Below are 19,433 nucleotides of genomic sequence, written 5' to 3' on the forward strand. Positions count from 1 at the left end.
AATAAAAAAGGATCAAAAAATTTTATAACTTATTGTGTTTGAATTTGAAATTACATCGGATTGCAGGAATACAGAGGCAAGAACTGGAATATTTCATACCTCACATGGTCAGGTAAACACTCCTAGATTTATGCCTGTGGGAACTTTGGCAACGGTTAAAGGAATTTCATCTAAGCAGTTAACCTCCACAGGATCAGAAATGATTCTCTCAAATACCTTCCATCTTCATTTACAACCTGGAGAAAAAATAGTTAAAGAATCTGGTGGAATACATAAGTTCATGAATTGGCCTAAGCCTATTCTGACTGATTCAGGTGGATATCAAGTTTTTAGTTTGGCCAAATTGAATAATATTTCTGATAAAGGTGTGGAATTTAAAAATCCAAGAGATGGTAGTCATGTATTTTTATCACCTGAAAAAGTAATGCAGATTCAAATGGATCTTGGCTCTGATGTCGCGATGGCTTTTGATCATTGTCCTCCTCACACATCTAACGAAAATGATATTGAGGACTCTTTACGAAGAACTCATGCATGGTTACAAAAATGTGTTGAGGTTCATCAGAAATCAAATCAAGCATTATTCGGAATAGTTCAAGGTGGTAAGTATGCGAGATTAAGAGAATATAGCGCAAAATTTACAAGTTCTTTTGATCTGCCTGGAATAGCGGTAGGAGGTGTCAGTGTTGGAGAGGCAGTCGAAGAGATACATAGTGTAATTAATTACGTCCCGAAATTCTTACCAATAAATAAACCAAGATATTTAATGGGAATTGGCTCTTTAAGAGAGATTTCTTTAGCTGTTTCGAAAGGATTTGATATGTTTGACTGTGTTTTGCCTACAAGACTGGGAAGACATGGGACTGCATTTTTTAATGATGAAAGATTGAATTTAAGAAATGCTCGATTTAAAAATGATTTTTCTCCGATTGACAAAACTTGTAAATGCGAAACTTGTAAGTCCTATTCTCGTGCATATTTGCATCATCTAATTAGAAATGATGAAATATTAGGTCTTACCTTAATAAGTTTGCATAATATTGCTCATTTAATAAGATTTACCAATGCTATTTCTAATGCAATTAAAGATAATTGTTTTACAATTGATTTCGCTCCTTGGAAAACATCCTCTATTGCTCACCATACGTGGTAACGTCTTAACATAATTAATTAAATTATTAAAAAGGTGCTCATTCTATTTAATACATTCGCTGAATTGCCTGAGGCTTACAAGGCTTTTGCTCCAACTGTTGACGTTCTTCCACTAATACCTTTATTTTTCTTTCTATTGGTATTTGTTTGGCAAGCTGCAGTTGGATTTAAATAAAAGTCTTTTCGTTTAGATAGTTAGTCTTAGAAGGGATTTTCAAGCGAAATCGCATCTCCAGAATTTTCTACAGCACACTCTATAAAATCAGCTATTTTTAAAGCTCTTGAGGCTTGCTCACCATCTACCTCAGGAGTTTCTTTCCCTTGAACGCATTTAAGAAAATGCTCCAATTCTGCATAAAGAGGCTCAATGGAAGTTGTGCTAACTTCTTCGACATATCCATCATTTCTATACACTAATTCGCCATGCTCTGCTGTGTATGATTCATGAGACTTTCGATGGATTTGTAAAGAGTGATTTAAGAAATCAGTTTCAACAAGCCCATTTTGGCAGTGAGCACTTAAACTTCTAATTTTTTTGTGACTCATTTTGCTGGCAGTTAAGCTTGCAATAATATTATTTTTAAAAACTAAAGTTGCATTGACATAGTCTATTAGACCTTCGCTATTTCTGCCTCCAACAGCTGCTAATTTTTGTATTTTTGAGTTTACAAGCTCTAAAACAAGATCAATGTCATGAATCATTAAATCCATTACTACAGATACATCATTTGCTCTATCTGCATGAGGACTGTGCCTCCTTGCTTCTAAAACAACAATTTCTTCATTATTTACTATTTTATTTAATTCTCTAAAAGCAGGATTAAATCTTTCAATATGCCCAACTTGTAATAGACATTTACTTGCATTAGCAGCCTCTATTAAAGATTTTGCTTCTAACTCGTTAGCTGCAATTGGTTTTTCAATGAGAACGTTAATACCTCCCTTAAGACAATCTAGTCCTACTTTTTGATGAAGTAGTGTTGGGACAGCAATACAGATAGCATCAACTTTAGGAATTAAGTCATTGTAATCTCTGAACCATTCACATTGAAATTGCTCAATAGCTAATTTGCCTCTCTGTTCATTTGGATCTGCGACTCCAATTAGATTTGCATCTTTGAGTAAACTGAGTACTCGAGCATGATGCCAGCCCATGTTCCCTATACCTATGACTCCAACCTTTACGGGTGATGAGGTTGGTCGCTTCATTTCAAATTCATATATTAATTATCATTATCCTCTATGGTGAGCAACATTTAGCTTTTGGAAAGAATTATTTTAACACGATCAATTTTTGGGCCAGACATAGAAATAACTTCAAATTTAATGTTATTAAAATCTAAAACGTCTCCAATTTTTGGAACCATTTGAAATTTTTCTAGCAGAAATCCAGCAAGGGTATGGTAGTCTGCACCTTCTGGAATAGAACATCCTAGCTTTTTATTGATATCTATAATTTCTGATTTTCCAGCTATTGACCATTTTTTAGAGAAATTATCTAACATTCTCATATCTGAATAAATTCTATTGTTAAGCATTTCCTCTCCAACTATTTCTCCATTTAGATCAGCTGCAGTTATAAGACCCTCTGTCCCCCCGTGTTCATCAACTACTAGTAAAAAAGGATTGTAGTCTCTTACTACTGGTAATATTTCTGCTAATGAACATGTTTCTATTATTTTTGTCACTGGTAAAAGGAAGGGCTCCAATAATGTATCGGTTTCCATTTCACCCTTTGATATTGGCTTAGCTAAATAACGCAAATCTAATACACCTAATACATCATCTAAAGACTCACCAATCACAAAGAAGCGAGCATGGCGAGTTTTATCTACTTGTTTCATAAGTTCTGAAAAGGTTATATTTTTTGGCAAAGTTACCATTTCAGATCTTGGAATCATTACTTCTTTAACCTGTGTATCTTTTAAAGCAAAAACTCCTTCAAGAATATTCTTCTCATCTGGTTTTAAACCTGTTACATTATCTGTTTCTATAAGAGTTTCTAATTCTCCTGCGGATAAACCCGAATTTAAAGAATCCCATTTTTTATTTAAATTGAACAAGCCTAAACAGGCGCTAGCAAAGAATTCTATTATCCTAACTATCGGATTCATGCCTTTTCTAACGGCATCGAATATTGTGGTTAACCTTAATGCAGCAGATTCTGGATTGTTAATTACTAGGGCTTTAGGAATTAGTCCAGAAACAAGAGTAACAACTAAAACAACAAATAAAAATAATATAAGATCATAAAATCTATTTGACAAAATATTGTTTTTCCAATAATCATTAGCCAGGTTATTGCTAAGCCATCCAATTGCAATTAATGAAATTGTTACTCCAAATTGAGAAGCAATTAAGGAAGATCTAAAGCGTTTTTGAATTTTTAAAATTGAAAATGCTCCTTTCTTTTTTTCTTCTATTAACCTTAAAACTTTACTGGGCCTTATTAATAAAAAAGAAAGTTCACTCGCTGCGAAAAAAGCTGGGAAAAATAAAAGAAATAAAAGTAGAGTTATTTTCATTCAATGACAAATGAATAATGGGGGTGGCGAGGATCGAACTCGCCTTAGCCAAATTATGAGTTTGGTGCATTCACCAGATTGCTACACCCCCAAGTGAGTTTATGTAATTTTAATTACATTGAATTTCAATATACAATATAAAAATAATATTTCAAAAAACACCTCATTAGGAAGTTTTTGTGAGATTTCTTTTTTTTCTTCTAATCTTTAAATATAAATTTAACTTTTAATAATGGGCAATTTTTCGGAAAAGTATGATTTAAATAAAGCAAAATTGTTAAAACAGTTAATTGAAAAATCTTACAAGAAAGGAAACTTCACTTTATCTTCAGGAAAAAAAAGTATTCATTACTTGAACTGTAAACCGGTATCATTAAATGGCGAAGGCCTAAACTTAATAAGTGATTTATTTTTAGAGTTAAAGGACTCAAGGTCAAAAGCTGTAGCAGGATTGACATTAGGAGCAGATCCTCTTGTAAGTGGATTAATCGTCAAAGCAGCTTCGCAAGGCCTATATCTTAATGGTTTAATAATTAGGAAAGAAATTAAGAAATACGGTACCAAAGCTGGAATAGAGGGGCCTTCACTAGAAGAAGGAACCTTGGTAACTGTCTTAGAGGATGTGGTTACAACTGCTGGTTCAGTAATAAAAGCTATAAAAAAGTTACGAGAAAATAATTATGTTGTAGAGGAAGTTGTGTCTATAGTTGATAGGCAAGAAGGGGGATTTGAGGCTCTTAAGGATGAAAATGTTAAATTAAAGAGTCTTTTTACAATAAAAGACTTTTTATAATTATCTCAAAATGCAAGATATTAAACAAAAGTTTTGGCTTGAAAAATTTGATTGTTTTTCTGTTACTGGAAAAGATGCCAGAAAATTTTTGAATGGAATAACAACTGGTAACATTCTAAATTCAGAAAATAAAGCTATCAAAACTTGTTGGTTAACTCCAAATGGAGCTCTAAGGTCATTAATTGAAATTATTTTTTTAGAAAGAAACTTAGAGGTAATTATATTGGCGGGGAACACTCATGAAATAATTGATTACTTTAATAAAATTATTTTTCCAGCGGACGATGTCCTTTTAAGTGAACCTTTCTTGATAAATAGAATTCAGGAAATTGATGAATCTCGATCATGGAGAACTTATCAGCCTATTTTTTTTAAAACAGAAGATAAAGAATTTGAAATATATAAAAATAAATTAAATTTACTAAATTCCAATGATTTAAAACTTTGGAAGGTTAATCAGGCAATACCCTCATTAGACATGGAAATAAATGGAAAAAATAATCCTCTTGAGCTTGGATTTACAGATCTTATAGATTTTAATAAAGGTTGTTATTTAGGACAAGAAACAATTTCAAAAATAAAAAATGTTTCTTCTTTAAAACAGGAAATAAGAATTTGGAAATCATTTGAATCTAATTTGAATTTAGACGTTGAAGATAAAAATTTATACATAAATTCTGCCAAAGATATTTCTGTAGGCAAAATCACTAGTATTTTTAAATCAGATTCTCAAATAAAAGGCTTAGCAATGATAAAAAGAAAATATTTAAAAGAAGGAAGTTATTTTTATTCAGAAATTTTTGGAAAAATTATTTTGAATAAATCTGTAGGATCAATTTTTCTTTAATTGATTTTTGATTAAATATTCTGCAATTTTTAAAGTAGCCAAACAATCATCTTTGTTATATTGGAGAATTTTTTTTAAAAATATTTCGTTTTCTGTAATTTGATATTGAATCCACCAATAAAGGGCTTTCGAGCCACTTACATTTTTCTGCACCCATTCAAATCCCAGCCAATTAGAAACGGTTTTTAAGCCATAGTTTTTTAGCGGTAATATCCAAGACTTTCGTATTAAGGTATGTAAGTCTATAAATCTTGAGGTCAGTGAATCAATTTCTTCAAAACTAAAATTTAGGTTTTTAGCAATATTAATTATTGCTATTTTTTCAGTCTCTCCATAATGTAAGACTGGCCATTCATTGTGTGAAAAAAGCATTTTAATAATTTGCCTGTAAGATTCTTCTTTATTGTTTTTGAGATTTAAAATAGGCTCATAAATAAGTTCTTCTTTTCTCTGTAATATATTAGTTACTTTTAAAAATCCATATAAAAAGTCATGCTTATAGTCTGGATTTGACTCAATATCAAAGACATAAAATCCTGAAGCTGTTTTTTTTAAAAGATCGCAGGGATCATTATTTTTAGAAATATAATATGGTTCTCCATAAATATATGATTGTGCTTGCTTTATGAATTTGGAGGCTTTTTCATACTTTTGTTCGTTAAAAATTGATAATTTATCTCTAAGTTCTTTTTCGTTATATGATGCTAATTTTTGAGTATTAGATATCCCATTTGTTTTGAGTAATGTGGCCGTTTTAGATCCTATTCCATCTATATCTGTTAGATATCCATTTTCTTTTGCTTCTTTGTCACAGAAATTTTGCCATGAACAAATAGTACATTTTTTTCTATCTTGAGTTATTTCTGGAATAAATCCCTCCAAGGATTCATGCAAACTTAATAAAACATTTAAAACTTTTTTTATTAATTTTTTATTCAAATAAACTTCTTCAACATTTATTTTATTACCAAAACTTGAAATTATTAATCCTTTTTCAATTTTAGATTCTTGATAAGTTCCTAATATAATAGAACTAAAAGTTAAGTCGAATAAATGTTCTTTAGTGGTTTTGTGACCTAATCTATAAACAGCAGGTAAATATTTATATGATCCCCATTTACTTGTACCTTTAGTCTTTACAAGTAATTGGGGATGTATTTCGGCGTTAAAATTTTGGAAGAGATTTCCTTTGATTTTTAATCCAATTACACCCTGAGAACCCCTTTCGCAGGCTTTTAATCCTGTATATATTTCACCATTACATAATTCAGAGAAAATTTGATACTGGTTAATTTTATCTATGGCTTTATGCGGAGACCAAACTTCATAAGATTTATTACCCTTAAAATCTAGCCATGCTTTTCTTTTGCATCTTATAAAACTTTTTAAATAAATAGTATTCAAATTATGTTTAAAGGTGGTTTTAAATTTTACTTATATAAATTAATATAGATAATTAATATAAATAAAGGAACTCTTAAATTTGCCAGGTGACACATTAGATAAAATAAAATTTGGAACTGATGGGTGGAGAGGAATAATTGGATTTGATTTTAATCTGTCCAATCTTTCAGGAGTTGTTGTAGCTGCATGCCAAGAGTTGAATTATCAATACTTTAAAGAAGTTAATTCAAAGAAAATTTTAATTGGATATGATCGTAGATTTATGGCAAGTGAATTTGCGAAGCAAATAGTTCCTTTTGTAAGAGGTTGTGGTTTTGATCCGATCTTATCTAATAGCTTTGTTACAACACCCTCTTGTAGTTTCTATGCTAAAGAAATGGGTTGTTTAGGAGCATTAGTAATTACAGCGAGTCATAATCCATATAATTGGCTTGGTCTTAAAATAAAGAGCTTTAATGGATGTTCTGTTGACGAATCTTTTACAAGTGAAATTGAAAAAAGATTAATGCTCGGTAATTCAATTGACAAAATAGAGGGTTCATATGAGCTAGCAGATATTAAAAAGTTTCATTTGGATAGAATTAAATCCCTTTTTGATATTGACTTTATTTCCAATAGATTGAAAAAAATGAAATTAAGAATTTTTGTAGATTCTATGCACGGTTCAGCTGCAAATTGTATGGCTGATATTTTTGCCTCTAATGATTCAGAAGTTATTTCAGAAATCAGAAAAGATGCTGATCCTTTCTTTGGCGGCAAACCTCCTGAACCTCTTTTAAATTATGTAGATGATTTAAATCAAGTACTAGTCCAAAATTCAAAAAATGAATTGAAAACTCTAGGAATTATATTTGATGGAGATGGTGACAGAATTGCTGTAATTGATGAAAAAGGAAGATACTCTAGTACGCAAGATTTACTGCCATACTTTATTCACTATTTGGGCGAAATTAAAAATAATTCTTATCCAGTTTTAAAGACTGTTAGTGGTTCAGATATTATTAAAAATATAGCTGAGAGTCAAAATAGAGATGTTTTTGAACTTCCAGTTGGCTTTAAATATATTGCTGAAAAAATGATCAAAGAGAAAATATTTATTGGAGGGGAGGAATCTGGGGGGGTTGGTTTTGGTGACTTTATGCCTGAAAGAGATGCTCTCTATGCGGCAATGGTTTTATTAAATGGAATTGCTGAAAAATCTCAATATTTATTCGAAACCTTAGATGAAATACAAAAAGATTTTGGGCCAAGTTTCTATAAAAGAATTGATATTAAATTTCCAAATCAGTCAGAAAAAAATTCTGTAGAAGAATTTATAATACATAATATTCCTGAGAGTGTTAATAATCACAAGTTCAAAAGTATCTCAAAGATCGATGGAATAAAGTTGAGAATTAGTAAAAATTTTTGGATTCTTTTTAGGTTTTCAGGAACCGAACCTCTTTTAAGGATGTATTGTGAAGCTCCAAAAGAATCTTATCTAATTGAGGTATTAGAGTGGGGTCAAGAATTTATAAATTTGGCACGCAAATAAGGATGAAAAATTTATATTTGGCGAGTAAGAATAAAGGTAAAATTGCAGAATATAAGAAATTGCTGGCTGGAGTTAATTGTAAATTATTACTTCAGCCAGAATCATTAGAAGTAGAAGAGGATGGACTTACATTTAGAGATAATGCAATTAAAAAAGCGAGTGAAGTTTCGAGAAAAACAAATAATGTCTCAATAGCAGATGATTCTGGAATTTGTATTGAAGCATTAGATGGGAAACCAGGTATTTATTCATCAAGATATGCAGAAAATGATCAGAAGAGGATTGAACGAGTTTTAAAAGAACTTGATGGAGTTCAAGATAGAAGTGCTTTCTTTATTGCTAATATTTGTGTTTGTTCCCCAAATGGTGAAGTGATTATAGAATCTGAAGCTAAATGTTATGGCAAAATTATTTTTAATCCTAGAGGAAAAAGTGGTTTTGGGTATGACCCAATTTTTGAGGAGAGTTCTACCGGATTAACTTTCGCAGAAATGAATAATGATATTAAAGACTCTTGTAGTCATAGAGGTAAAGCATTAAAAAAAATTATTCCAGATTTAATTGAAATTTTCTCTTAAATTCAATTAACCCAAGATCCATGAAGGCCATGGGGAATTGAAATAGGTAATTCATAAACAGCTAATTCTTTTAAGTCTTTTGCGTCTAATATCACTAAATCGCTTCCTCTTCTTTCTCCGTTCCATAGAAGTATAAATAAAAATCCCTCATCTTCTTTTGAAGAGTTTTCTGATGGAACCATAATTGGTTCACTTACGAATCCACTTGTACCTGCTGACCAAAAAATCTCTTCCTTAGAAGTTAAATTTATTTTTTTTATTGCTTGAAGTGGAGCGTTCCCCAGCTTTTGAGATGTGCTTGCCATCCAACTAAAAGTTGCTTTTAATCCTAAGTTTTTAGGATTAACAACAGCAAATTCACAACATTGTTCACTTAAAGTTTCAAGTTTACTAGTTTTTTTCTTTAGATCGATAATTGATCTTTTCAGTTTTCCTTCTGGATATTTATCAAAGTCAATATCCCTAAAATTCTCATCTGGACCAACTGATGGGAAATCATCATAAAAAATACTATCTAATACGATTTGGGAATCTTTTTCAAATGCATTTACATGATGAAAAACGAATCCTTCTGGAGCATCTATTGTTAACGGTGGCTGACCTCTAAATAATCCACTTTCTCTGGGGATGATAAAAAACTTTGCCTTTTTATTTGGGTTTGACTTTAGACATTGTGCTGCTCCTCTTTGACCCATTACAAATGGAAGAGGATTGAAATCAATAGCATTCTGTAAAAATATTGCCCAATTAGTTGTAATTGCAAAATCATGAAGGAATGCAAAGCCATTAAAGGTATCGTTTCTGTCGAAAATGAGCTCTCCAGAATTTTTACCAGCATTATTAAATTCCATTAATCTAATGGTACTTTTTGGCCCTGTTTGTACTCCGAAAGTGACTAAAAGTTCTGAAGATGCATTTGAGTTTAGGTCTGTTTTGGGATGGGCACTGAATGCTTCGTTAGGCTTGAGTACCCCTTTTAATGTTGTTAAACCAATAGTGTCAAGACTATCAGGATCCATTGCATGTGGACCGGCTGCTTCCCATAATGCGAGAATTTCATCTCCTAATTTAATGACATGGGTATTAGCGATATTCTTGAATTTTAGATCTAATGCATTATTTAAAATTCCTCCATTTTTTTGTGTCCCAAAAACACCTCTATAAATAAATTTATTTATTTTTTCTTCTTCCAAATAGCCTTTAGTTTTAACAAATCTATTTGTTAAGAATGGCTGACCATTTTCGAATTTTATAGATGTTATCATTCCATCACCATCAAATGGATGATGAACCCATTTTCCACCTCTCTCTAATATTCCTGGTCCATTTCTTAATAATGTTCCATTTAAATTTTTAATATTATTACCTTTGCTAATTTTTAGAAGCTCCTTGGTTAGCTCCTTTTCTACATTTTGATACGCACTTGACCAATCTTCTTTATTAAAAATTTTAAATTTATCAATTTTTTTATCTTGTAAATTTGTCACAACAAAATAATCACTTTGTCTATCTTCGCCAAAAATCAACTGAATTGTGGCTGATTCGAAAAAATTCCTATATTATTGATTTTCTAACATTCCTTTACTGCTTGGAATTGAATCAGATCTTCTTAGATCTATTTCGGTAGACATTCTCATTGCTCGTGAAAAAGCTTTAAAGCAAGCCTCAACTATGTGATGTGAATTGCTACCTCTTATTTGATTAATATGCAGAGTAATACCACTGTTATTTACAAAGGCAATAAAAAACTCTTTTACTAGTTCAGTATCATAATTGCCAATTCTAGGAGCTTTTAATTGAAGATCATAAGATAGATGTGGTCTGCCGGAACAGTCTAAAGTCACTTGAACTAATGCTTCATCTAATGGGGCAAAGAAATGTCCAAATCTATTGATTCCTTTTCTTTCTCCCAAAGCTTTTGAAAATGCTTTGCCTAATGCTATTCCTACATCTTCATTTGTATGATGATCATCAATATGGGTATCTCCAATTGCTTTTATTTTTAAATCGAATAAACCATGACTGGATATTTGATGAAGCATATGATCTAAGAATGGTATACCGGTTTCAATCTCGGAAATCCCATTCCCATCTAAGTTTATAAATACAGAAATATCTGTTTCATTCGTTTTTCTTTTTATTTCAGATTGCCTTAGAGATGACATTTTTATGAAAAAAATTTAGTTTACATTCCATTAATGCAGTAACCCGCATCAACATAAATTGTTTGGCCTGAAATGCCGCTAGAGAGATCACTTAATAAAAAAGCAGCAGTATTACCTACTTCCGTTTGAGTGACTGTTCTGCGTAAAGGAGCCTTTTCTTCAACATTGTGAATCATATCTAAAATGCCACCTATAGCAGAACTAGCAAGTGTCCTTATAGGTCCAGCACTGATTGCATTAACTCTGACTTGTTTTTCGGGCCCAAGTTCTGCAGAAAGATATCTTACTGAAGCTTCTAGAGCTGCTTTAGCAACTCCCATCACGTTATAGTTAGGAATCGCCCTTTCTGATCCTAAATAAGTTAACGAGACAACTCCAGCACCATCACTAAAAAGTGGTTTTGCTGCTTTACATAAAGGTGCTAACGAATACGCACTTATATTAAGAGCCCTATCAAAACCCTCTGAAGTTGTATCACTATAATCTCCAATCAATTCATCACGTCCTGCAAATGCTAAGCAGTGAACTAATCCGTCAATTTGCCCCCAATTGTCTTTTATGTTTTTAAAGATTTCTTCAATTTGAGCTGGATTTTGAACATCAAGAGGCAAAAATAACGATGGGTTTAAAGGTTCAGTTAGTTCTCTAACTTTAGATTCGAATCTTCCCTTATCATCAGGCAAATATGTGATTCCAAGTTCTGCGCCAGCTTTTGAAAGTTGTTGAGCGATACCCCATGCTATTGAACGATTGTTGGCAATTCCCGTAACAAGAATTTTTTTGCCAGTTAGATTTAGAAGCATTTTGTTTTTTATTTCTATTATTCTCCTATATAAAAGTACCTATCTTTACGGATTACTGCAAAATATACAATAATTTTCAAATATCAAAGAATATTTAACTTAAACATGGTCAGAACAAATTCTATGGTTTTGGAATTAGGTTTTCAATTACCTGATTTCCAAATGTTAAATGCTAATTCTCCAAATAATCAATATTTTAATTTTCATAATTTAGATAATCGGCATTTACTTTTAATGTTTATTTGTGCCCATTGCCCATTTGTTAAATATATTGAAAATCAAATTTTTACCTTGAGTAAAGAAATTGAAAATACAGTTCAAACGGTTGCAATTTCTAGTAATGATATTGTCACTCATCCTTCAGATTCTCCTAAAAATTTGAGATTACAAGCACAATCACAGGGATGGAGTTTTCCATATCTATATGATGAAAATCAAAATTTTGCTAAGGAATTAAAAGCGGCTTGCACCCCAGATTTTTATCTTTTTTCAAATGAAGGAGATGGTGATTTTTTATTGTTTTATCATGGCCAATTAGACGATAGTAGACCAGGTAATAATATCCCTCTCTCTGGAAAAGATTTGCGCTCTGCTGTAAGAGATTTGAATCAAGATAATTCTTATCCTTCAAATCAGATGCCCTCTTTAGGTTGCAATATTAAATGGACTCCTGGTAAAGAACCGAGTTGGTTTAAATGAATTAAAATGTTTTTTTACCCATAGAAATATGGTTTAGGGTTAATATATTCACTATGCATATACCTCCATTTACTTTAAATAGGCAGTACCACGAAATTGGCTCTGAAATTGAGAGTGAGGTTTCTAAAGTTTTAAAAGGAGGCCAGTATATTGGAGGTCAAGAGATTTCGAAATTTGAGGAGAGTTTTTCTAATCTGATTGGTGTTGAAAATACTATTGGATGTAATAGTGGAACTGATGCTTTAGTGTTAGCTTTGCGCGCATTAGATATTGGTGTGGGTGACGAAGTTATTACCTCATCATTTAGCTTTTTTGCGACTGCAGAGGCTATTAGTGCAGTTGGTGCTAATCCTATTTTGGTAGATATAGATCCTGAAACTTATCTCATTAATACTGAACTAATAGAACAAGAAATAAATTCTAATACCAAGGCAATTATGCCAGTTCATCTATTTGGCAATGCAGTGAATATGACTTTAATAAAATCATTGGCGGACAAATATGATTTAAAAGTAATCGAAGATTGTGCTCAGGCGACATGCACAATGTGGGAAAATTCCAAAGTTGGTAGTATCGGTGATATAGGTTGTTTTAGTTTTTTCCCTACTAAAAATTTAGGAGCTGCTGGAGATGGTGGAGCAGTAACAACTTCAGATCAGAAGATTGCCAAAAAAATTAGAGAACTGGCTATTCATGGCAGCCCAATAAGATATCACCATACTCAAATTGGATATAACAGCAGACTTGATACCATTCAAGCCGCCATATTAAATATCAAAATTAAATATATTTCTCAGTGGATTAATAATCGCCAAAAGATCGCAAATAATTATCTTAATTTATTAGAAAAAAATTCATTTATTAGTTTTCCAAAAATTAGCTCTGATTCAATTTCCCATTCTTGGAACCAATTCGTCATCAAATTAAGAAACGATAAATATTTTTTAAATGAAGATTTTACAAATTTATTTGATACTGATTGCAAAAAATACTATTCCTTAAGGAATTTGGTGAAACAACAACTTCTTGAAAAAGGTATTAATTCAATTATTTATTATCCAATTCCAATACACGCACAAATAGCTTACAAAAATAAAAATTTTTCTAGAACAAAACTCATAAATACAGAGAGAATTTGTACAGAAGTTCTTAGTCTTCCAATGTTTCCTGAAATTTCTTATGAAGAGCAAGTTTATGTAGCAGAAAATTTAAATAAAGTTTTAAAGAATTGTATAGAGGAAATTCAAATTTCAGCATAAAGTGATTTAAATAATCTTTGTTGTATGTTGTGATTGACAATAGGGCTTGAATAATTATTTTTTTCTAAATTAGATATCTCCCCATTTAATAATTCTGAATTTGAAACTTTAAATAATTCAGGAATCCAATATTTTATATATTCGCAAATAGGATCAAATTTTCTTGCTTGGGTATATGGATTAAAAATTCTAAGTGGTTTTGGATCCATACCGCTACTGGCGCTCCACTGCCATCCCCCATTATTTGCAGCTATGTCTCCATCAACCAAAGTCTCCATAAATTTTTTCTCGCCCATTTGCCAATTGCACATAAGATCTTTTACCAGAAATGAAGCGACTATCATGCGACATCTGTTATGCATCCAGCCAGTACTATTTAGTTGACGCATTGCAGCATCAACTATAGGTACTCCGGTCTCTCCGTTGCTCCAATGTTGAAACCATTCATTATTGTTTTGCCATGGAAAGTGATCCCACTTTTTTCTATATGGACCTTTCTCTAGCTCTGGGAAATGGAATAAGCAATGTTGATAAAATTCACGCCAAACAAGTTCTTTTTGCCAAGTTTCAATTGATAGATAATTTTCTTGATTAGCAAAATCTGAATTTAAATTTAATGTGGCGTTCCAAACTTTTCTAATGCTGATGGTGCCGAATCTGAGAGATGCACTTAGAAATGATGTCCCATTATTTGAAGGTAAGTCTCTTGAAGAATTATAAGAATATATTTTGTTTTCGTTAATGAAGTTTTCTAATAATGTTTCTGCAGCCTTTTCGCCAGGTCTACACGGACAGATCTTGGATCCAGAAAATTTAATATTTTTGATAAATTTCTCTAAAACCGAATCAGATGAATTTATTGTCTTATTTTCTTTGAGTTTATTATCTATATCTTTAAACTGGAAAATAACTTTATCTTGGTCATATGAACCTAATAAATTCATTTTTGATTTAAGGTTTTTATAAAAAGGTCCATAAACTGAATAAGGTTTATTATTTCCTGAAAATATTTTTAAAGGTTCTATTAATAAGTGATCCCAAGTTTCAATAACTTGAATATTTTGTTCTTTTAAATTTTTTTTTATTTGTAAATCGCGATTAATTTCATAAGGTTCAATTGATCTATTCCAAAAAACAAATTTAGCATCTATTCTCTTTGCTAATTGTGGAATTATTAATACCGGATCCCCTTCTTCTATAACTAATCTACTACCCATTTTTTTCCAATTATTTCCCAATTCTTGAAGCGAATTTCCTAGAAACCAAGCTCTTGAACTTGCATTGAAATCGTGTGAGTAATTTTTATCAAATATATAAGTTGAAGTAATAGCATTTGATAATGAAAATGCTTTGATTAAAGCTTGATTATCAAATATTCTTAAATCCTTTCTATGCCAAAAAAGTATTCTAGGTTTATTCATTATTTATCTAAAAATTGTTTAGCTCTAAACCAAGCCGTCACGGTTTTTGCGTCAAGAATTTCATCCCCACTAGAAATAAGATTATCTAGTTCGTCGGGATCTAAAATTAATACTTCTATATCTTCATCTAAATCTCCTTTAACCTCGGAATTGAGTTTGTTTAAATCACGAGCTAAAAATAAATAAATTTCTTCATCTGCATAACCAGGAGCAGGGACAAGAGTTCCTAGTTCGTCCCATTTGTTTGCACTGAATCCAGTCTCTTCTTGTATTTCTCTTTGAATTGAATTAATAGGTGTTTCACCTATTTCTAATGTACCTGCTGGAAATTCTAATAAATACCTTGAAACAGCAAATCTATATTGTCGAAGAATGATAACCTTATTGTCTTTTGTAATAGGTACGGCTAATGCTGCCCCAGGATGCTTAATGTATCCATATTCACCTTCATGTCCATTTGGAAGCTCAATTCTATTTATTTCGAAACTAAATTTTTTTGACTTTAACTCAGATATTTTTTCTTTAAATATGGATCTTTTTATAAGGTTTTTGTTGCCCATAATTTTTAAATAAAAACAGCCTAACAGTTATTTTTTGGTTTTGTAAATCATTTAATAGACCATTTTGGGTCATCAAACTTTGTGATTTTTTGGCTTCTACTTAAGATTTCAGATAGTGGTGTAATAACGAAATTCCGATTCATGAATCTAGGGTGAGGTAATGTTAATTCCTCGTCAACCGTATGAAAATCTTCCCACCAAAGAATATCTAAATCGAGACATCTTGATAGCCATTTCTTACCCTTTGGCATCTCTTCTCTTCCGAAAAATCTCTCTAACTTTTTTAGCTCTTTTAACAGTAATTTCGCCTTTTTATTTGATGGTTTAGGAAAATAATTACTTTTTACAAGAACTAATGTATTTAGATAATTTGGCTGTTCATTTTCAACTCCATGAGGTGATGTCTCATATATTGAAGACCATATAAAGTTTGGTTTGGATTTTCTGTTTTCTTCTTTTTTAGTATTGGACTGATCTACCCACTCTTTTATGATTTCTTCGACTTTTGGTTTGCAAACTAATAATGAATCTAAAGGACTTCCGAATTTACTATCAATATTTGCTCCGAGGGATATACATAGTCCATTTTTGATATTAAGATTTGATAATTCCACTACAAAAAACAAAGTTATTGGATAAATTCTATATCAGGCATTTTTAAAGTGATTTTGAATTCAGAGTTAAAAGGAAAAGAAGATATAAAAGATTTAATGAAATCAAAGGATTCTTTTAGAGCTTTTCCTTTGGCTGCAATTACAGGTCATAGCTTATTGAAATTATCTTTACTCCTTGCGGCAGTAGACCCAAGTTTGGGGGGAGTTATTATTGCTGGTGGTAGAGGTACTGGTAAGTCTGTATTGGCAAGAGGTTTACATACTTTGCTACCTCCTATTGAAGTGTTAGATACTGAATCAGTATTGGAAAAGTTGACCCAAAGTAATATTTCATTGAGACCTATTGGTAGGAACCTAGATCCAAATAGACCAGAGGAATGGGATATTAATACTAATAAATTATTACGGGAGACAATTGGCAGTAATTACCTGAACCGAATTGAAGAAATACCGAAAAAAGTAAGAGAGGCACCATTTGTCCAAGTACCAATTGGCATAACTGAAGACAGACTTGTTGGATCAATTGATGTCGCTGCCTCATTAAATACTGGAGAACAAGTTTTTCAGCCTGGAATTTTAGCGGAGGCTCATAGAGGAGTTCTTTATGTAGATGATATAAATTTATTGGATGATGGAATTGTAAATTTAATTCTTGAAGCTATAGGAAGAGAGCAAAATAATATTGAAAGAGATGGTTTAAGTCTCTCACATCCTTGCAATTCACTCTTAATAGCAACTTATAACCCTGAAGAAGGTGCTTTAAGAGATCATGTTCTAGATCGTTTTGCGATTGTGCTTTCTGCAGATCAATCTATTGATAATGCTCAAAGAGTTGAAATTACAAAATCTGTTTTATCACATGCGGAAAATAATATTACATTTTCAGAAAAATGGTCAGAAGAATCTGATAATTTGTCCACTCAATTAATTTTGGCAAGGCAATGGTTAAAGGATGTGAAGATAACAAAAGAGCAAATAACTTATTTAGTGAATGAAGCTCTTAGAGGGGGAGTAGAAGGCCATAGATCAGAATTATTCGCAGTAAAGGTAGCTAAGGCGAATGCAGCTCTTCGAGGCGATGAAAATGTAAATTCTGAGGACCTAAAAGTCGCAGTAAGATTAGTTATCCTTCCACGAGCAATGCAAATGCCACCTCAAGATGATGATATTCAGCCACCTCCTCCAGAGGATCAGAGCCCGCCACCCCCACCTCAATCAGACAATGATGACTCTGAATCTGAGGCTAATGAGAATGATGATAATCAAGATCAAGATCAAGAACAAGCAGAAGATAATTCTGATGGAGAAGAAGAATCTACTCCCGAAATACCTGAAGAATTTATATTGGATCCTGAGGCCTGTATGGTTGATCCTGATTTATTACTTTTTTCATCAGCTAAAGCAAAAGCAGGAAATAGTGGAAGTAGATCAGTGATATTTAGTGACAGTAGAGGAAGATATGTGAAACCTATTATTCCAAGAGGTAAAGTAAAAAGAATTGCGGTAGATGCAACTCTTCGAGCTGCGGCTCCTTATCAAAAATCAAGAAGATTAAGAAACCCTAATAAATCAATAGTTATTGAAGAAAATGATTTTAGGGCAAAGCTTCTTCAAAAAAAGGCGGGAGCCTTAGTTATTTTTCTGGTTGATGCTAGTGGCTCTATGGCTCTAAATAGAATGCAAAGTGCTAAAGGTGCAGTAATAAGACTTTTAACAGAGGCCTATGAGAATAGAGATGAAGTAGCTCTTATTCCCTTTAGAGGTAATCAGGCAGAAGTTCTTTTACCTCCAACAAGATCAATAACCGCAGCAAAAAGAAGGCTAGAAACAATGCCCTGCGGAGGTGGATCTCCTTTAGCTCATGGACTAACACAATCAGCGAAAGTAGCAAAAAATGCTCTTTCAACAGGAGATATAGGACAAGTTATTGTTGTGGGGATTACTGATGGAAGAGGAAATGTACCATTAGGATTATCTCTAGGACAAAATGAGGTTGCAGAAAAAGATAATGATAATTCAAATTTAAAGCAAGAGGTTCTTGATATAGCTGCGAAATATCCTATGCTTGGGATAAAACTCTTAGTAATTGATACTGAGAGAAAATTTATTGCAAGCGGCTTTGGTAAAGAATTAGCAGAGGCAGCTAAAGGAAAATATGTCCAACTGCCAAAAGCCACAGATAAAGCAATCGCGGCTATGGCTTTAAATGCTATCAATGAATTCTAAGTATTACTTATGGATAAATTTCGTTAAGGAATTTTGAAAGTCCAATAGTTAAATCTCTTATGGATTTAGTAAATTCTTTATCTTTCGTTAATTTTTCAAAATCATCACTCATATCATCTATTTTGCTGGAGATAGATCTTGCAGCATTAATTGTCAATTTAATATCATTAAGGGTTTCTTTGTTATCGATAGTAGACAAAATGTTATTCAAATGATCAGCAGCAATTGTAATTTCTTTTATTAAAGGTTCAACTCTTTGTATTTCTTGTTTCGATAAGAAAATTAATTCATCAAGATTTTCTTGTGTTTTATCAAATTGGTCAATTGATTTAACTATGTTCTCAATTAAGTTTTCTTGATTGGATTCTTTTAGAAGTTGACTTATTCTATTAGTTATATTTGAAAGACTTGATAATTGTTTCCCAGGAATAATATCTCCCTGACAAATAATTAATTTGGTGTCGCATTTGTCTGATGTAGGTTTTTCAATGTTTTTAGGAATTTCTTTTTCACTAGTTTCTAAAGCGACTTGCACATCTCCTCCTAGGAAAGAATTAGTTACTACTCTGGCAAATGCTGGCCTATGAAGAATAATTTCTGGATTATTTAAAACTATTTTTGCTTTAATTGATTGATTGGTAAATAAAATATCTTCTATTGATCCTACTAAAATTCCTCTGTAAGTAACTGGAGATTTTTTTGATAAACCGCTTGCGTTATTGAATTCAGCAAAGAGGTGCCAATTTTTTGAAGATAATTTTACTCCTCTTAGCCAAAAAGAAAAAAATGTGAATACTAAAATACCTCCTAATAATGAAAATCCAACTATTGAATCTCTTAAGCTTCTACGCAT

19 protein-coding genes and 1 tRNA gene are annotated in these 19,433 nt (G+C 31.9%); 9 read left to right on the top strand and 11 right to left on the bottom strand.

Annotated elements, in window-relative coordinates:
- The first annotated feature begins 34 nt into the window (after positions 1–34).
- Positions 35–1,153, top strand: coding sequence for a tRNA guanosine(34) transglycosylase Tgt (tgt, locus tag HA146_RS01450; protein WP_209107832.1), 1,119 nt, complete (start codon positions 35–37; stop codon positions 1,151–1,153).
- A 33-nt stretch (positions 1,154–1,186) separates the two neighbouring features.
- Positions 1,187–1,327, top strand: a complete 141-nt coding sequence (locus HA146_RS01455; protein WP_011375837.1) for a photosystem II reaction center protein K — start codon at positions 1,187–1,189, stop codon at positions 1,325–1,327.
- Positions 1,328–1,353: 26 nt separating this feature from the next.
- On the opposite strand, the gene HA146_RS01460 is transcribed toward HA146_RS01455, so the two are convergent.
- The 3 genes from HA146_RS01460 to HA146_RS01470 all read right to left on the bottom strand — a co-directional run bounded on the left by HA146_RS01460 (position 1,354) and on the right by HA146_RS01470 (position 3,768).
- The gene (locus tag HA146_RS01460; protein ID WP_209107833.1) at positions 1,354–2,361 is read right to left on the bottom strand and encodes a Gfo/Idh/MocA family protein; all 1,008 of its coding nucleotides are present in this window, start codon (positions 2,359–2,361) and stop codon (positions 1,354–1,356) included.
- Between the two features lie 47 nt (positions 2,362–2,408).
- Entirely contained in the window at positions 2,409–3,677 is a 1,269-nt protein-coding gene (locus tag HA146_RS01465; RefSeq protein ID WP_209107834.1) for a hemolysin family protein, read from the bottom strand.
- An 18-nt stretch (positions 3,678–3,695) separates the two neighbouring features.
- A tRNA-Ile gene (locus HA146_RS01470) sits at positions 3,696–3,768 on the bottom strand.
- A gap of 141 nt (positions 3,769–3,909) precedes the next feature.
- Here HA146_RS01470 and pyrE point away from each other — a divergent pair.
- Both pyrE and HA146_RS01480 read left to right on the top strand, forming a co-directional pair.
- Complete coding sequence (pyrE, locus tag HA146_RS01475; RefSeq protein WP_209107835.1) at positions 3,910–4,470, top strand: orotate phosphoribosyltransferase; 561 nt, start codon at positions 3,910–3,912, stop codon at positions 4,468–4,470.
- 10 nt (positions 4,471–4,480) lie between these two features.
- On the top strand, positions 4,481–5,317 hold the full coding sequence (locus tag HA146_RS01480) for a folate-binding protein YgfZ (protein ID WP_209107836.1): 837 nt from the start codon (positions 4,481–4,483) through the stop codon (positions 5,315–5,317).
- On the opposite strand, the gene HA146_RS01485 is transcribed toward HA146_RS01480, so the two are convergent.
- Positions 5,303–6,721 carry a TM0106 family RecB-like putative nuclease gene (locus HA146_RS01485; RefSeq protein WP_209107837.1) on the bottom strand — a complete coding sequence of 473 codons (1,419 nt, stop codon included), beginning with the start codon at positions 6,719–6,721 and terminating at the stop codon, positions 5,303–5,305. The two genes, HA146_RS01480 and HA146_RS01485, sit on opposite strands and share 15 nt — an antisense overlap.
- A 79-nt stretch (positions 6,722–6,800) precedes the next feature.
- Between HA146_RS01485 and HA146_RS01490 the strand changes: the two genes are divergently transcribed.
- Both HA146_RS01490 and rdgB read left to right on the top strand, forming a co-directional pair.
- A complete protein-coding gene (locus HA146_RS01490) occupies positions 6,801–8,255 on the top strand; it encodes a phosphoglucomutase/phosphomannomutase family protein (protein WP_209107838.1) in 1,455 nt (484 codons plus the stop codon).
- 2 nt (positions 8,256–8,257) lie between these two features.
- On the top strand, positions 8,258–8,833 hold the full coding sequence (gene rdgB / locus HA146_RS01495; RefSeq protein WP_209107839.1) for an RdgB/HAM1 family non-canonical purine NTP pyrophosphatase: 576 nt from the start codon (positions 8,258–8,260) through the stop codon (positions 8,831–8,833).
- Between the two features lie 2 nt (positions 8,834–8,835).
- On the opposite strand, the gene HA146_RS01500 is transcribed toward rdgB, so the two are convergent.
- The 3 genes from HA146_RS01500 to fabI all read right to left on the bottom strand — a co-directional run bounded on the left by HA146_RS01500 (position 8,836) and on the right by fabI (position 11,801).
- Complete coding sequence (locus HA146_RS01500; protein WP_209108457.1) at positions 8,836–10,320, bottom strand: carotenoid oxygenase family protein; 1,485 nt, start codon at positions 10,318–10,320, stop codon at positions 8,836–8,838.
- Positions 10,321–10,392: 72 nt separating this feature from the next.
- A complete protein-coding gene (gene hisB, locus HA146_RS01505; protein WP_209107840.1) occupies positions 10,393–10,998 on the bottom strand; it encodes an imidazoleglycerol-phosphate dehydratase HisB in 606 nt (201 codons plus the stop codon).
- A gap of 20 nt (positions 10,999–11,018) precedes the next feature.
- On the bottom strand, positions 11,019–11,801 hold the full coding sequence (gene fabI, locus HA146_RS01510; RefSeq protein WP_209107841.1) for an enoyl-ACP reductase FabI: 783 nt from the start codon (positions 11,799–11,801) through the stop codon (positions 11,019–11,021).
- A gap of 105 nt (positions 11,802–11,906) precedes the next feature.
- Here fabI and HA146_RS01515 point away from each other — a divergent pair, with 105 nt between their 5' ends.
- Both HA146_RS01515 and HA146_RS01520 read left to right on the top strand, forming a co-directional pair.
- Complete coding sequence (locus tag HA146_RS01515; RefSeq protein ID WP_209107842.1) at positions 11,907–12,500, top strand: thioredoxin family protein; 594 nt, start codon at positions 11,907–11,909, stop codon at positions 12,498–12,500.
- Positions 12,501–12,553: 53 nt separating this feature from the next.
- A complete protein-coding gene (locus HA146_RS01520; RefSeq protein WP_209107843.1) occupies positions 12,554–13,759 on the top strand; it encodes a DegT/DnrJ/EryC1/StrS family aminotransferase in 1,206 nt (401 codons plus the stop codon).
- Here HA146_RS01520 and HA146_RS01525 read toward each other — a convergent pair.
- The 3 genes from HA146_RS01525 to folK are packed head-to-tail and all read right to left on the bottom strand — an operon-like array spanning position 13,744 to position 16,354.
- Entirely contained in the window at positions 13,744–15,180 is a 1,437-nt protein-coding gene (locus HA146_RS01525; protein WP_209107844.1) for a cryptochrome/photolyase family protein, read from the bottom strand. The genes HA146_RS01520 and HA146_RS01525 overlap by 16 nt on opposite strands.
- Entirely contained in the window at positions 15,180–15,740 is a 561-nt protein-coding gene (locus tag HA146_RS01530) for an NUDIX hydrolase (RefSeq protein ID WP_209107845.1), read from the bottom strand. The genes HA146_RS01525 and HA146_RS01530 overlap by 1 nt, the downstream gene beginning before the upstream one ends.
- Before the next feature lie 47 nt (positions 15,741–15,787).
- On the bottom strand, positions 15,788–16,354 hold the full coding sequence (gene folK, locus HA146_RS01535) for a 2-amino-4-hydroxy-6-hydroxymethyldihydropteridine diphosphokinase (protein ID WP_209107846.1): 567 nt from the start codon (positions 16,352–16,354) through the stop codon (positions 15,788–15,790).
- Positions 16,355–16,402: 48 nt separating this feature from the next.
- On the opposite strand from folK, the gene bchD reads away from it, so the two are divergent.
- The gene (bchD, locus tag HA146_RS01540) at positions 16,403–18,580 is read left to right on the top strand and encodes a magnesium chelatase ATPase subunit D (protein ID WP_209107847.1); all 2,178 of its coding nucleotides are present in this window, start codon (positions 16,403–16,405) and stop codon (positions 18,578–18,580) included.
- Positions 18,581–18,587: 7 nt separating this feature from the next.
- Here bchD and HA146_RS01545 read toward each other — a convergent pair whose 3' ends face one another.
- Positions 18,588–19,433: an MlaD family protein gene (locus HA146_RS01545; RefSeq protein ID WP_209107848.1), complete on the bottom strand. Its 846-nt coding sequence runs from the start codon at positions 19,431–19,433 to the stop codon at positions 18,588–18,590.

The organism is Prochlorococcus marinus CUG1416 (assembly GCF_017695965.1).
Classification (GTDB): Bacteria; Cyanobacteriota; Cyanobacteriia; order PCC-6307; family Cyanobiaceae; genus Prochlorococcus_A.